General features: G+C 54.5%; 7 protein-coding genes. 5 read left to right on the top strand and 2 right to left on the bottom strand.

The window, feature by feature from the left end:
• Window positions 1-32: 32 nt before the first annotated feature.
• The gene (locus ACR3ZL_RS07390; protein WP_486173335.1) at window positions 33-1046 is read right to left on the bottom strand and encodes an aldo/keto reductase; all 1014 of its coding nucleotides are present in this window, start codon (window positions 1044-1046) and stop codon (window positions 33-35) included.
• Window positions 1047-1631: 585 nt separating this feature from the next.
• On the opposite strand from ACR3ZL_RS07390, the gene ACR3ZL_RS07385 reads away from it, so the two are divergent.
• From ACR3ZL_RS07385 to ACR3ZL_RS07365, 5 genes are all read left to right on the top strand, one after another.
• Entirely contained in the window at window positions 1632-4688 is a 3057-nt protein-coding gene (locus ACR3ZL_RS07385; protein ID WP_486173334.1) for a PSD1 and planctomycete cytochrome C domain-containing protein, read from the top strand.
• 112 nt (window positions 4689-4800) lie between these two features.
• A complete protein-coding gene (locus ACR3ZL_RS07380) occupies window positions 4801-6270 on the top strand; it encodes a DUF1501 domain-containing protein (RefSeq protein ID WP_473648523.1) in 1470 nt (489 codons plus the stop codon).
• Between the two features lie 188 nt (window positions 6271-6458).
• Complete coding sequence (locus ACR3ZL_RS07375; protein ID WP_486173333.1) at window positions 6459-8927, top strand: serine/threonine-protein kinase; 2469 nt, start codon at window positions 6459-6461, stop codon at window positions 8925-8927.
• A 229-nt stretch (window positions 8928-9156) separates the two neighbouring features.
• On the top strand, window positions 9157-10107 hold the full coding sequence (locus ACR3ZL_RS07370) for a diguanylate cyclase (RefSeq protein WP_473648525.1): 951 nt from the start codon (window positions 9157-9159) through the stop codon (window positions 10105-10107).
• A 239-nt stretch (window positions 10108-10346) separates the two neighbouring features.
• Window positions 10347-11276: a hypothetical protein gene (locus ACR3ZL_RS07365; RefSeq protein WP_473648526.1), complete on the top strand. Its 930-nt coding sequence runs from the start codon at window positions 10347-10349 to the stop codon at window positions 11274-11276.
• A 185-nt stretch (window positions 11277-11461) separates the two neighbouring features.
• On the opposite strand, the gene ACR3ZL_RS07360 is transcribed toward ACR3ZL_RS07365, so the two are convergent.
• Window positions 11462-16048, bottom strand: coding sequence for a PAS domain S-box protein (locus tag ACR3ZL_RS07360; RefSeq protein ID WP_486173332.1), 4587 nt, complete (start codon window positions 16046-16048; stop codon window positions 11462-11464).
• Between the last annotated feature and the right edge of the window lie 15 nt (window positions 16049-16063).

The following is a 16063-nucleotide window of genomic DNA, read 5'->3' as shown; positions in this document are numbered from 1 at the left end:
GATGATACCGCAGTGTGGCGACAGCGAAAGTCTCATTTGCCGCCGTACCACACTCCACGTAGCCATTGGTGGCGTCGTAACCGTTGCAAGAGTTCAGGTGGCAGCCCTGGCAGCGTTGCGGCGGCGGCATTCCGGGCCGCCTGTTCCGGATTTCGCATCCCGACAATGACGGTCGAAACGGCTGAGTGAGACTGGGAAAATTTGATGGCCGCGTCCGCCAGCGTGTAATTGTCCGACAGGCCGAATTCCTTCAAATCCGCGGCAATTTCGTCCACTCGGGCCGCTGTACGAGCCATCCGGTCGCCCGCGAAATAGCTGCTACGGAAGTCATCCGCGGGAAATTCGTGGTCACCCGTGTACTTTCCGGTCAAAGCCCCCTCGTCCAGCGACACTCGCACAATCACCCCGGTACCGGTCTCTTCGGCAACCGGCAAAAGTTGTGCGGCCGGTTCTTGTTCAAACAGGTTAAAAATCACCTGGACGACGTCGACCAGGCCATCTCGCATCAATTGAATGACGCAATTCTGGTCCTGCTCGGGGGTGCAAATCCCAATTTTGCGAATTTTCCCTTCCTCACGAAGCTTTTGCAAAACCAGCAACGGTTGCGGGTCATCGTTCCATGCCCGGGTCCAGGAATGAAGCTGAAGCAGATCCAAACAATCGGTGTTCAGGTTTTTCAATCGCTGCTCGACGTCCGACCGGATATAGGCGGCCGAATATCGATCCTGCCATCGGCAATACGGAGTCGGCGGCCAGGGCCCGGTGGATGGGGGCGTCTTGGTGGCCACGTGAATGGACTCTCGTACATTCGCCGGCAAGCGTGACAAAGTATCGGCAATCACGGTCTCGCTACGACCGTCACCGTATCCCGGTGCCGTGTCGATGAAGTTCACGCCAAGCTCGATCGCTTTTTCCAATGCGGCGGTCGATTGGGAATCCTTTTGCTCGCCCCACTGCCCGCCCAGTGCCCAAGCACCAAAACCGACGGCCGAGACGGGGAAGCCAGCTTGGCCGAGAGGACGCTGCGGAATCAATTCGTTGGGCATATTGGGGTCTTCAATCAATTCACGTTTGTGTAATTCACTTGTATTTTCCGTGGAAAAACGACCAATGCAGTCGGTAAGCACGGACCGACGACGCCCCGGCTCAACCTTGCATGCGCTGTGTTTTCCCGACGTCAATGTTCTACCGACTTGAGAAAGCCATTCATACCGACCCTGACTGAAAAGCGGGGGGCCGGGATGCCAGCCTCGCACCAATGCCTGGCCGTTTTCCAACCGCCCCATTTCAGCAATCTAGGCTGCCCTGAAAAACCGCCTGGCTGGGAACATCGATTGATCGAAGACAACGCTTTTCCCGCCAATAGTCCATTGAACTGAACACCGGGCACTGCCGACGGGAAAAAACCGCCGATGCGAACCGTGCGATCGATGCCGCTTTATTACACAGGTTTAGTAATGCGGTGCAAGCTATCGCGTCCTTCTCCAGCTAGATTGAATGTCCATTCCTAACTTCGCAAAGCCTGCCCCCAAAAAACCTTCCTACCCACCGAAGGCCTGCGAATCCCGCCTGCGTCCCCACTCTCGCTGGCGAACTCATCCCTGCAAATTGCTTTAGCGGATACTGACTTGATGCAACGAAAGATCCATTTCCTGTTGTTTCCATGCAGTGCACTCGTGTGCTTATGCAGCGCGTTAAGCACGTCACCAACGTACGCGGGTGACATTCGCTTCAACGAACAAGTGCGTCCGATCCTGTCGCGACACTGCATCGCTTGCCACGGTCCCGATGAAGAGGACCGACAAGCCGGCTTACGGTTGGACACGTTCGAAGGCGCGACGGAAGACTTCGGCGGCTACGCTGCGGTCATGCCCGGCGATCCAGACGCCAGTGAAATGATTGCCCGAATCGTGACAGACGATGAAGACATGCGCATGCCGCCAGCGGATCATGCCAATCCGCTGCCCCCCGAGGACATCGAAATCTTGCGTCAGTGGATCCAACAAGGCGGCCACTACCAACGCCACTGGTCTTTCAATCCACCTGAGTTGCCCAAGGTCCCGGCCGAAATCCATGACCAAGATTCCAAAGCGGTCGATTACTTCATCGACCAACGCTTGAAGTCGAAAGGTCTAAATCGAAGCGAACCCGGGTCACGTCATGCTCTAGTTCGACGTGTGTCGTTGGACCTGACCGGGTTACCACCGATTGCACATGACGATGCGATTCAAGCAGCCATCGAGCAGTACCTAACGAGCGCGACCGAGAACCAATCAACACAGCAGTCTCAACAACGATTCGCGAGTTTGGTCGACCAGCTTCTGCAAACACCCGCATACGCCGAACACTGGTCGTCGATGTGGCTGGACCTGGCCCGCTACGCCGACACGGTTGGCTACGCTGGCGACGAACAACGCGACATCTGGCCGTGGCGAGATTGGTTGATTGCATCGATGCTTGAAAACAAGTCTTACAAAGACATGTCGACCGAAATGATCGCGGGCGACCTCCTTCCCAATGCGACGGACGACCAACGGCTTGCCACCGCGTTTCACCGCAACACGCTTTCCAACAACGAAGGCGGCACGAACGACGAAGAATTCCGTACGATCGCCATCAAGGACCGCCTAAGCACAACTCTGAACACTTGGATGGGGCTAACTATTCGCTGCGCCGAATGTCACTCGCACAAGTACGATCCGATCAGCCACGTTGAATACTACCAACTGCTGGACTACTTCAACCAAAGCCAAGACGCGGATCGTCGTGACGAAGCTCCCAAAATAGCCGTGCCGCCCCGTCGGGATCGAGAACTGGCAGAAACGCTGGACGAAAAGCTACCCGAACTTCGCAAATCGGTTGCATCCCAACCTGTCATCTGGACGCACCAACGTCCTATCGAGATGAATAGCAAAGAGGGAACAACATTCGAATTGCATGACGACGACAGCGTCTTGGCAACGGGAAAGAACCCGCACCGCGAAACCTACCAAATGACCTTTGAATTGCCTGCCGGCCAAACCGTCAATGCGATTCGCCTGGAAGCCATCCCTCACCTGAAGTACGACGGCAAACTTGGCCGAAGCAACGAAGGCGCGTTCATCTTGTCGCAAATCCGGCTTGTTCGGCATGAAGATGGCGATAGCGATGAATCCACTGACACACGATTGATGTTCAGCGATGCGGACGCCGATTATCACCAACCCAACAATCACCCTCGCACGGCGATTAAAGAGACCGTTGAAAGTGGTGCTCACCAACAAGGATGGTCCGTCCGGCATCCTGTAACCGATTTTTCGGATCACCACGAAGCCATCTTTGAACTTGCCGAACCGTTGGTCGCTCAAACGCCCACTCGCTTCACCGTCTACCTTCGCTTCGATGCACCGTGGGTCAAACTCAACCTGGGCTGTTTTCGGATTTCTACCACCGACACCGACAACGCCGTCGAGCGTTATCGCAACGGCGACCTGGACGCCGACCGAATTGAATTGCGAAAGTGGGAAAAGATTGCTGCCCAGCGGGTCCGAGTTCCCGTGATGGCCGAAAAGCCAAATCAACAACGACGCGAAACCTTTGTCATGCTGGGCGGAAACTACCTTAGCCACGGCGAAAAAGTGTCAGCCAACTTGCCAAAGGCGTTCCTGCCTGAATCCGCAAGCTACGCACGTGATCGGCTTGGTCTGGCAAACTGGATTTTCGATGACGACAATCCGTTGACAGCACGGGTCGCGGTTAACCGGTATTGGGCAAGGCTGATGGGAATCGGTTTGGTCGAAACGGAAGAAGACTTCGGCACTCAGGGGACACCACCAACCCATCCCCAGCTACTGGATTATTTGGCGGTTCGGTTTCGAGATGGTGGCTGGGATCCGCATCAGTTGATCAAGTCGATTGTGACGTCGGCAACCTACCAACAAACTCAAACAGCCAGCCCTCAAGCAATCGAGATCGACCCTCGCAACCGTCTGCTTTCGCGAGGCCCACGAGTTCGCTTGCAGGCCGAAGTCGTCCGCGACCAAGCACTCGCGGTGGCAGGCTTACTGTCCAACAATCTTTACGGCCCACCGGTATACCCACCGAGTCCAGTCAAGCGAGTGGTTAACGCCTTCACTGGCGGCATGACGTGGCAAGAAAGCAAGGGCGACGACCGCTACCGCCGCGCGATCTACACCTTCTTAAAACGCAGCTCACCCCACCCGCTGTTCGAAACCTTCGACATGTCCAGCCGCGATGTTTGTAGCTTGCGACGACTACGGACCAACACGCCATTGCAATCGTTCATGACGCTTAATGACATCACATTCATTGAAGCGGCGAGAGGCTTGGCACAAAGCATGCTGAACCAACAATCTGCTCAAGACTCAACGGCATCCCAGGAGCAAACCGTCGCGACGAACGCAGCGGACGATAACGACGCGAACATCCAAGAGATGATTGGCTACGGCTTGCGTCGTGCGTTATTCGTTGGCGAGGCACCGGATCAGCAAATCCAAGTCCTCGCCGATCTATATCTCGATTGCCGAGAACGTTACGGCGAAAACCTAAGCGACGCAGCCAAGATGGCCGGGCAATCCGTCGACATCGCAAAGATAGACAAAGGTGAACGTGACGAACTTGCACAGCTCGCTGCGTTGACGGTGGTCTCCAACGTGATCATGAATCTCGATGGATTCCTTAACAACTAACCAAAGTTCAGTCTGTTGCCCAATTCCCGCGACCAATTGGCCCGCAGCAACTTCATTTACTGCTAAGCCGATCCCCACCTGTCCCCCAAATCACTTTGCCACTGAGCTCAATATGAATTCCCATCGACTATCTCCGGAAGCGGAACTTCGTTTGGCATCAGCCCGCCTTCAAACGCGTCGCCACTTTCTGGCGAATTGCTCGGTAGGACTAGGTGCGATCGGCGCGGGACTGCTTGATAGTTCGGCCGCAACGGCTTCATCAGACGCAACCAGTCATCTGGGCAAATACGCCAAACCGGCGAAGCACGTTATCTATTTGCACATGGCCGGCTCGCCGCCCCAGCACGAATTGTTCGACTTCAAGCCAGAACTGAAAAAGCATCATCTTGAGCCATGCCCCGACGAACTGCTGGAGGGCAAAGTGTTTGCGTTTATCAAAGGCAAGCCCAAGCTGCTCGGTCCGGTGTATCCGTTTAAGAAGTACGGCGAGTCAGGCATGCTGCTGGGCGAACAGATTCCTCACATTGGCAAACACGCCGACGACTTGTGCTTGATTCGCTCGATGCACACCGACCAATTCAATCACGCTCCGGCGCAGCTACTTCTGCATACGGGTTCGGCTCAATTTGGCGGTTCATCGTTTGGTTCCTGGGCCACCTACGGACTGGGCAGCGAAAGCAGCAACCTGCCCGGTTTCATCGTCATGGTCTCGGGTGGGACGATGCCTTCGGGTGGCAAGAGCTTGTGGGGAAACGGCGTCTTGCCCAGTGTGTTCCAGGGCGTGCAGTGCCGCAGCGAAGGCGACCCAATTTTATACGTCAGTAACCCCGACGGTATGTCTCGAGACATTCGTCGGGCAAGCCTGGACGCATTAAACGAACTGAACCGGCAAGAACACCAAATCTTCCACGATCCGGAAACACTCACGCGTATCCAACAATACGAACTTGCGTTCCGGATGCAAACGGCGGTTCCGGAAGTCATGGACATCAGCCGCGAACCGGCCCACATCTTGGAATCCTACGGTGCCGAACCCGGCAAGGCGTCGCTTGCCAACAACTGCTTACTCGCCCGTCGTCTTGTCGAACAGGGCGTCCGATTTGTGCAACTCTTCGATTGGGGCTGGGATATTCATGGCACGGCCAAATACGACGACATGGAAACACAGTTTCCAATGAAGTGCCGGGAAGCCGACAAGCCGATCGGAGCTCTGCTGACCGACTTAAAACAGCGTGGGTTGCTGGACGATACGCTCGTCATTTTCGGCGGCGAGTTCGGACGCACGCCGATGGTCGAAGCCCGCAACGGCACAATGAAATTTCTTGGCCGTGACCACCACCCGGATTGCTTCAGCGTTTGGGTTGCCGGGGGTGGCTTTCGTCCTGGCTTGGAATACGGCACCACTGACGAACTGGGGTTCAAAGTTGCCGAGAATCCCGTCGACGTGAAGGACTTCCAAGCCACGGTCCTGCATGCGATGGGCCTGGATCCGTACAACTTAAGTTTCTTGAGCCAAGGGTTGAACCAACGTCTGATCGGCCCATCCAACGAGGCCCGCATCGTCCACGAACTTCTGACCTAGCGGCCCAAGCCGGCAAAGCAAGTTCAACGTCACGGATAATCCGCATCCTATCGGTCATGCGGAATTTCCCGGCGTGGCAATCACATCAATGGTCCGACGCGGCCACATTGCACGACCTACTCTTTCGCAGAGTGCCGTTTTCCGTCCCGACGGTACGTGTCTTTCGATGCGAAGCGATAAGTCCGTCCATGCCCACCGATCCCTCCCAATCGTCGTCGCCGGAGCAGACTCGTGGAATCGGCCCAGAGACCGATTCAGAATCGAACAATCCGGACTTAACGTCAGGCTCGCCAAAATCAACTTCGGCCTTTGGCGTACGCTATTCCAAACGGTCCAGGCGCCACCGACAATCCGGCGCAAACAAGACGACATCATCCTCTGTTCCGACAACCGACCACACACCTTCATCACGGTATCAAGATGTGGGTGAACTCGGCCGAGGGGGATGGGGTGTCGTCCAGCATGCGATCGACAAGCACCTCAAGCGTCCCGTTGCCATCAAGCGAATCAACGGAGCGACACGCCCTACCGACGACGTGCACCAACAATTCTTGCACGAAGCGATCGTCACGAGCCAACTGCAACACCCCGGCATCGTGCCCGTTCACGAACTCAGCAGCGACGATGCGGGCGACGCTTACTATGTAATGAAACTGCTCGATGGGCAGCCTTTCCAACAGCTCATTCAAGAAACCCATGCGGCATTGCAACCGCTGTCCGACGAAAATGCCCGAATCAGCAATAATGCCGGAAACAACAATCAAGCCGCTTCAAGCCGGCGGTTGTCCGATGCCGTTCTGCCGCTACTGGAACGCTTCATCGACATTTGCAATGCCGTTGCGTACGCACACGAACAAGGCATCTTGCACCGTGATCTAAAACCAGCGAACGTCATGATCGGCGGCTTCGGCGAAACCATCATTGTGGACTGGGGACTTGCCAAACGCTTCCAACAAACCGCGTCGACACGAAGCGAATCGGATACGGAACACGAGCTAGACGTCGCGGCACAGTGGCTCGCCGATGTCAGTTATGAAAAACAATCTGGTCATACCGCCACCGGCACGATCGTAGGCACGCCAGCCTACATGTCGCCTGAACAAGCGACGGGCGATACTGGTGCACTCACACCCGCATCGGACATCTATTCGCTTGGCGTGATCCTTTACGAGATCCTTGTCGGCCATCATCCGAACCAAGGCCGCAGTCTAGAAACCGTGCTGCAAAACGTCCGCTCGGGAACCTGGATGCCAGCAAAACGAGCCAATCGAGATGTTCCGCGAGCCCTTTCGGCAATCTGCGACCGGGCCATGCATCACGATCCGCGACAGAGATATTCATCAGCAGAAGAGTTAGCTGACGAGGTCCGCCGATACGTTGCCGGGGATGCGGTTCACGCCGACCAGGAAACTTGGATCGACCGAATGAGTCGCTGGTGTCGTCGTCACCGCACCGTCGCAATTTGCGCAGCTGGGACGTCCATGGTCCTCTTGGTTGCCTCGCTGATCTTCAGCTACTTCATACACCAAGCACACCGCCAAGAACGCACCGCAAGACTCGCGGCCGAAACCGCCCACCGAGAAACGCTGCAACTGCTAAGTGAAAGTCGCGTCACTGATGATGCCTGGCTAGTCGATCTAAGCAGTTCGCTGGAATCCTATCCAGGCGCAACGCCGATACGGACACAGCTAATTGAACAAGGCATTGGACATTACGAAGATCTGCTTCAAGCCACTACGATTGTCCCCGTTAGCTGGATGAATCCGAAAGCATCGAGCTTCCAACAATGGCATCAAGGTTTCGAGCGATCATCGTTGCATCTGCGTTTAGCTGACCTGCATCGTTTGAGCCAAAATCACGAAGCGGCTCGGAACCACTATGCTTCCGCAAGTGACGTCCTTGCCAAGATGGAATCGATCAAGAGTCCCGATACTCGATCGGCCGAAGCACTCACGATTCAAAAAGCCGAGGTTTGGATTGGCCAACTCTCTATCGACACTGAACGAACTCGTCCAGACAGAACCCGATCTTTCATCGACCATGAAACCGCAATCGTTTCGCTTCTCGCAAACCATGGCATTACCAATCCTGAAACGACACCAGCACCACCGATTTCGAATCGCATCTATCAGTTGGCGTCTTGTTTAGCCCGGCTCAACCACATCGCCGCTCGAACGGCATCCGATCAACGAGCGCCAGCAACATTGACGCAATATCAACGAGCGACCGCCTGGGCAAACTGGCTCGTTCACACTCGCGGCAATGCATCCGACCACCGACTAGCCGCGACGACAACGACTGACTTGGCAACTGCATTTTCAGATTCAACCCAACACGCCAAAGCGATTGATGTACTAGAACAGTTGATCGCGAGTCTCAAGAAACTCACCGCTGTCTCTCCGCAAAGACTCGACTACCAACAAGCCCTAGCTCGGACCCGACTGCAACTTGCGAAAACGCTGACTATGGTTGGTCAGAACCAGGACGCTCGCTCTGAATACCAACAAGCGATCAACGAACTCAACCATGCATGGTCTCAATCAAACGTCGACGCCTTCTATCAATCCACATTGGCTGAAGCGGAAAACCAACTCAAGAATCTCGCCTCCATAAGAAGTACCGAAAGTTCGCTCCCAAGCATACCGACGGTCAACTAGCCAAGCAAAGTCGATCGCTTAGTCGTGTTTGCATGCGAATCCTTTGTGTCGCCATTCGACCCAACAATCGATACAACCGTTGCGAGCGGTCCGCTATTGCAGTGGAGTCCTGATCAAAAAGGACTTGGCCCAGCACGCTCGTCCGCGACGCCGCCAATGTCCTAGTTTTGAACGGAAGCACTGACCACTCCGCCTTCGACTTGCTCACCAATCTTCTGGTATCGTTCCCATGACCGATCTTCTCAATCCAACGGCTTCACCGATGACTTCACCGGCGGCACAGGTTCTTTCGGATTCAGCGGCGGAAATAACGATGCCCCGCCAAGCCTCACAAACTCCAGCAGATGCGATCGGCAAGGAATCCTGCCTCGTCCAGATCTATCCGGCTGATGTCATTGATGGAATGCTTTTACTGGAAAACGAATGCCTGACGATCGGACGTGAAGACGAATGCGATTTGGTCCTCAACGACACCAGCGTCTCCCGTCGACATGCGGAACTAGTCCAATCGACCGACGGCTATTCGCTACGCGATTTAGGAAGCACTAACGGCACGTTGGTAAATGGCAACCCGATCGAAGGATCGCATCACCTGCAAACCAACGACATCGTTTCGATTGGCAGTTTCCTTTTCAAGTATCTTTCCGCCGGCAGTGTGGAATCGCAGTATCACGAAACCGTCTACCAATCGTTGACCCGCGACGCTCTCACCGGCGCGATGAACAAGCGGTACTTGCTCGAATCGATGCAGCGTGAACTTGCCCGATCGTTTCGGCGTTCAGAATCGTTGGCAGTGGTGATGATGGACATCGATCACTTCAAGAGCGTGAACGACACCCATGGGCATTTGGTTGGTGATGAAGTCCTTCGCGAATTTGGAAGCCGATTGTTGGCAACCTGCCGCGAAGACGACTTACTCGCTCGATACGGCGGCGAAGAGTTCTCGCTATTGATGGCTGGCACGGACCGCGATGAAGCCATCGAATTCGCCCAACGATGCCGCTTGGCAATTTGCAGCGAACCGTTCAACACTGCAGTCGGCCCGCTTACTATCTCGGCAAGCTTCGGAGTTGCGATTTGTCACGGGGACCAAATCCTCACTCCGTCTGAAGTACTTAAGATTGCCGACGATCGCCTCTACGCTGCCAAAGAAGGCGGGCGAAACCGCGTCGTTTGCTAGCCTTTGACGGCCTCTGCCCTGTCAAACGACACAAAAGACCGCCGCGCTGATCTCCTTTATCTTTGATTTAGACGCGATTGCATCGCTGCATCGTGATGTGTTATCAACGATTCATCGTGATCACAAACACTGCCACATCTTCTGGCTCTCGACTTGGCATTTCCGCCGTTGCTCCACGCTGCGCAGTCGCCATTTGTTCTGCACTTGGTTCTGTATTCGGCATGCTGCCGTTTTCATCCTTGGCAGTTTCACGCGTCAGCGCCCAACCGCCGGTAATCGCCAACCCTGACGACGGATTTCACTTTCATAGCCCCGGCGAAATGATTGTGGCGGATGAATTCACACCGATCCTGACGCCACATGCGATGGAGGTTCCGGTAGAACGATTTCGCCGAAGCTTCTATCAAGGAAGTGAAGTATCCGCGGGACACGTGCAGGGCCTTGGCGACCAAGCCGGCGGTTTGAATCAAACGTACTTTGAAGCACGAGTCGCCGTCGGCATCCCACTGGGTAGCCTGCAAAACATCCTCGCGGTCAGCCCATTTTTTCGAACCGATTTGCTAGACGGCCCGACTGCGATCGACGTGCCCGAAACGCTTTACAGCACGGGCGTGACGCTACTGCAACGCAAGGAATGGACCGAGCGTCTTTCCACCACCGTCCTGCTGACGCCATCGGTTCGAAGTGATTTCACGACCAGCGAAAATGCATTCCGGCTTTTCGGACTCGGAATGATCAACTGGCAAGTGTCCACCGACTGGAACGTCGCTTTGGGCGCCGTCTATTTCGATCGGTCGGACTTGAGCGTGCTACCGGTCATAGGTGCGACATGGACGCCACGGCCTTGGTGCAAGCTGGACCTGACCATGCCGCGACCAAGACTGGCCTACCGGACATGGAAACAAGGCGCCGTCGCCGAGGCATGGGCGTATGTTGGCGGACAGCTCGGTGGCAACACGTGGGCGGTCTCTCGGGACGATGGTTCTCATGACGAGCTAACCATCGGCGAACTGAGGCTTCTGTTCGGTTACGAAGTGATTCGCCAAGGCAACCGCGGGCTGCAAATCGAAGGCGGCTACGCTTTCAATCGCAGCGTCGAATATGAACGCGAAGACGTCGAAGTGGACCTCGACGACGCTCTGTTCCTGCAAGCGGGCTGGAAGTTTTAACCGCAACCGAACGCCGGAGTTGAAGCAAACGAAACAGACAGCGTCAGATCGCCGCTGCATCATCGAGGACCTCGCCGCTCGACCCGCGAACACCTCGGCAGCCGCAAACTTGACGAAGGTAGCATTCTCAATGCAAGTCGCTCTCGAAACGTGAATCAGTTGGCCTGTTTAAGTTCGAGGACCATTCACTTGCCGCTTTGCAGGTGTTGCTCAATTTTTTCGAGCATCGCCGCCCTATCGATTGGCTTGCTCAAATAGTCGTTGCACCCAGCCTGGATACACCGGTTCATATCACCTTGCATGGCATCCGCAGTCAACGCGATGACCGGGCCATGGTAACCGAGTTGACGCAGCCTCTGGGCAGTTTGGTAACCATCCAACCGCGGCATCTGCATGTCTAACAAGATCAGATGATAGCTCCGGCCCTCGTCGATCGAACGCTTGACCATATCAATCGCCATCTGGCCGTCTTCGGCTTCGCTAACACTCGCGCCCACTTGGGTTAAAAATGTCTTGCTCAGAAAACGGATATCGCGGCGGTCATCCACAATCAAAATTTCCGCATCAACGGTCACCGAATTTTGTGTGGTTTGCAAAGCTTGGTCGTTTGTGTCGGGCAAGGCAACACCAGCCACAGCAACTTCCGCGACCGCGATCGTGACCGTAAATTTGCTGCCACGCCCCAGCGAACTTTCGACGGTGATCTTGCCGCCCAGCATTTGTGCTAAGCGTTGACTGATCGCGAGTCCTAACCCAGTCCCGCCAAACTCACGATTGACGTTCCCGTCTCCTTGTGAAAACGGCTGAAAGAGGTTGGCGAGCTGCTTTTCACTCATACCGACCCCTGTATCAATAATCTCGATGCGCAGCTGGCCGGATGCAAACGACACCAACAACGTGACCTGCCCTTCCGGGGTGAACTTGATCGCGTTGCCGACTAGGTTGATCAAGATTTGCTTTAAACGCTTCCCATCGGATAGAACCCAATCCGGCAGTGGTGTCTGGTACTCGACGAACAGTTGGATATTTCGCTCGTTCGCACGGACATCCATGATGACGCGAACGTCTTCGATTAGCCGGGCGAGCGAAAACGTCTCTTGAGCGATGTCTAACTTCCCCGCTTCGATTTTGGACAAATCCAAGATGTCGTTGATGATGTCTAACAAGAAATCTCCGTTGCGACGAATCGTGCGCACCCACATCAACGCCTCATCATCATGCACCTTTTCCGCGATCAGGTCCGTGTACCCCAAGATGGCTGTCATAGGGGTGCGGATCTCGTGACTCATATTGGCCAAGAAAGCACTCTTGGATTCGTTTGCCGCTTCGGCTTGCTCCCGAGCCTCACGCAGCGAAGCTTCGAATTCACGCTGCTGCGTAATATCAACTAATGTGCCGATCAACTGTGTCGCTCGCACATTATCCCCTTCGCCCGGATAGATAGGCCGCGCATGGATTCGCACCCAGCGAACTTGACCATCACTTCGTAGCACACGAATCTCGACTGTGTCGCTGACTCCCTCTGGCAGAGTAAGCAGACGTTTGAAAAAGCGGAAACAAATTTCGCGGTCATCGACATAAACCCATTCGGGAATTTTGTGATCCAAAGCGTATTGGCCCGCGTCCTCAGGCAGACCGATCAAGCGTTTGAACTCATCGGAATAACTAACCGTCCCAGCTATCAAATCAGCGTGCAACATTCCGAAGCCAGCCGCCTCAGCCGCGTTTCGCAATCGCTCCTCGCTGATCGAGATCTTCCTTACTGCCTCGTGACGATCATGCGTGTCGATCACGCTACCAACATACCCAGCGAAATTCCCATCCTTGTCAAAGCGTGGTTTCCCAGCATCAATGACCCAGCGATACGAACCATCTTTTTGCCGTAGCCGAAAATCGATCTCGTAATGAATATGCTGGTCCGCAGCGGCTAAGAAATGCTTCTTAGCCGCCTCTTGATCATCGGGATGAACAGCAGTTGTCCACCCTAATCCATGACCATCTTCCTCCGATTGGCCGGTAAAGTCATACCAACTCTGCGATAGAAACGTGCAGTAATGATTCTCGTCGGTAACCCAGATCATCGCAGGCGCCGCGTTGGTCATCTCTCGGAATCGCACCTCGCTTTCGCGTAGTTCCGCTTCAACCAGCTTTTGATTGCTGATGTCACGGACCTCGATTACCGTCGATACCGGGACACCGTGGCGGAAAATCGGGCTGGCTGCACACATGACGGGAAACGACGTGCCGTCTTTACGGAAGAACAAATCTTCGTGTGCCCGCACACTGAAATCCTCCGGCAACGCTCGATCGATCGGGCATTCCGCCATGGGATATGCGCGGCCGTCGGGATAATGGTGGTGAATTAGATCATGAAGTGGCTTCGACCGAATCTCCTCTCCATCAAAGCCAGTCATCTCCAGGCATGCTTGGTTGCAATAAGTCAGGTAGCCCTTTTCATCCATCATGATCAATGCATTGGTCGAGTTTTCAGCGATGGTGCGGACCAGTTCTTCGCTACGACGCAGATTAGTTTCCGCCATGATCCGATCATGGATATCGATGTTCATCCCGACCCAACGACGGATCGATCCATCGCGATTGCGAAGCGGGGCCGCTCGCACTTGAGTCCAGCGGTAGTCGCCGCCGTGATGTTGCAAGCGAAACTCGTGGTCAAGCGTTTCACCGCTGGAAACACAAGCACTCCACGCTTCCTTGATACCATCGCGATCATCCGGATGGACAACCTGGACCCAGCCCATTCCAACCCACTGCTCGTAAGCTTGACCGGTAAAGGCACGCCAGCTCGGTGAATCTTCGACAACTCGTCCATCCGCATCCGTTGTCCAAACAATCTGTGCGGCGACATCGACTAGCGTCTTGAATAACTCTTGGCTATCACTCAATTCGGTTACGTCACTAAAGGTAACGACGATACCATCGTGTTCTCCATCGGTAGCGCGGTAGGGGGTTACTCTTCGAATGTAACTGCGACCGGCAATCTGTCCGATCATTTCTTCAAGCTCATCGTCATCCGAAAGTGTTCGCGGATCAGGTAGCGGCGGCATCCCGTCCACCTCCGACGCAAATTTCGTTAGTTTGCGACCGACGTCACTATCGCGTAGGTCGTAGATCTTCTTCACCGCAGGGGTGAAACTACGAATGCACAACTCGTTATCTAAAAAGATCGTTGCGATCCGAGTGCTCCGCAGCAAATTCTGAATATCGGTGTTACTACGAACAAGATTTTCGTTGCTGGTTTGCAACTCCTCTTTCGATACCTCGAGCTCCTCATTGGCCGATTGCATCTCTTCGTTCATCGAGAGCAATTCTTCGTTAGATGACTTCAACTCTTCGTTTGAGGCTTCGAGTTCTTGCACTGTGCGTTCAAGCGCATCACGAGTTCGCAACAGTTCCAATTCCAACTGCTCGATGACTTGCCCGGCTGTCGAATCAACGAGCCCTCCTCCGCCACCTGCTTCGATCGAATCGTTACTGATACTAGCCCGCAACGGAGAGCCGATGCGATGAAAAACGACGAGGTGCAGATTCTGATCCGATCCCATTTCTGGAATCGGCTGAACCGTAATGTGAACCCGTTGGATGCCACCTTCGACGGGAATTGACATCCCCTCGGATAAGGACCGACGTCGATGCTCCTTCGACTCGCTGAACGCAGCCCGAAGCCCAGTTCGCAAGTTTTCATGGGCCATCGTGATAATGTTATTTTTAAAATTGCCGCCTGTTATCTTTAAAAAGGGAGCCGGATCTGATGACAGTGAATGGATCTGACCTTCGTCGTCACAAACGATCCATTGCGGAGCAAACTCGCTCAGGATGATCTGCTGTGAATACCTGAACAGATCAAGTTCGCTGTTGCCTACATCCGAGTGAGTGCCAAAACGATTCAGGTTCATCACGAGTGGCTCAAGGGTTTGAGGGCGATCGAGGGCGGTGACACGTCGCTGATAAAGTCGATGCTTCGTATGTAATGCTCGAAACAGCTCGCGGTTCGCGGACAGGGTTTCGGCAGGGCCCAAGAAAAGGTAACCGCCCGGTTGCAGTGAATAGTAAAAGAGCGGGATCAGCTTCTTTTGCAGTTGGGCGTTCAGATAGATCAGCAGATTTCGACACGAGATCAGATCGACTTTCGTAAACGGCGGATCACTGATCAGGTTATGCGAAGAAAACAAGATCATGTCGCGAATCTTCTTGCTCACAAAATAGCGTTTTCCACGTTTGGTGAAGAACTTTTGCAGCCGTTCTTTCGTGACTTCATCTTGAATCGAAATCGGATAGCCACCCGACCTAGCAACCGACAACGCATTTTCATCAAGGTCGGTAGCAAATATCTGCACTCCGATATCCTTGTCGCATTGCTCCAGGATCTCGGCTAGCAGTATCGCAACCGAATAGGCTTCCTGGCCCGTTGCACAACCGGGGATCCAGATCCGTATCGGGCGATCACCCTGGGGCCGATGGACCAATGGTTTCAAAACATCGCGGCTCAAAGACTCGAATGCATTGGGGTCTCGAAAGAACGCCGTGACGCTGATCAGCAAGTCTCGGAACAACCGCAAAACTTCGTCGCGTGATGACTCCAATAGTTCGAGATAGTCATCAACCGAGGACAACTTCAAAACCAGGATTCGCCGGCGGATTCGACGCGTCAGCGTGGTTGTTTTGTAATGCCTAAAGTCATTTTGGGTGTGCTTCTCTATGACATCAGCAACCTTGGGGATGGCGATCATGATCTTACGGTTCAAATCGCTCATCTCGTTCGTATCGCC

The sequence above is a fragment of the Rhodopirellula sp. J20-39 genome, from assembly GCF_057365095.1.
The sequence above is the reverse complement of the archived record's forward strand: the minus strand, read 5'-3'. Positions and strand labels throughout refer to the sequence as shown.

What these genes read in the sequence shown, in the direction of transcription:
- ACR3ZL_RS07385 (WP_486173334.1), top strand. Translation starts at nt 1,632, where the DNA reads ATGCAACGAAAGATCCATTTCCTGTTGTTTCCATGCAGTGCACTCGTG.
- ACR3ZL_RS07360 (WP_486173332.1), bottom strand. Translation starts at nt 16,048, where the DNA reads ATGAGCGATTTGAACCGTAAGATCATGATCGCCATCCCCAAGGTTGCT.
- ACR3ZL_RS07370 (WP_473648525.1), top strand. Translation starts at nt 9,157, where the DNA reads ATGACCGATCTTCTCAATCCAACGGCTTCACCGATGACTTCACCGGCG.
- ACR3ZL_RS07380 (WP_473648523.1), top strand. Translation starts at nt 4,801, where the DNA reads ATGAATTCCCATCGACTATCTCCGGAAGCGGAACTTCGTTTGGCATCA.
- ACR3ZL_RS07375 (WP_486173333.1), top strand. Translation starts at nt 6,459, where the DNA reads ATGCCCACCGATCCCTCCCAATCGTCGTCGCCGGAGCAGACTCGTGGA.
- ACR3ZL_RS07390 (WP_486173335.1), bottom strand. Translation starts at nt 1,046, where the DNA reads ATGCCCAACGAATTGATTCCGCAGCGTCCTCTCGGCCAAGCTGGCTTC.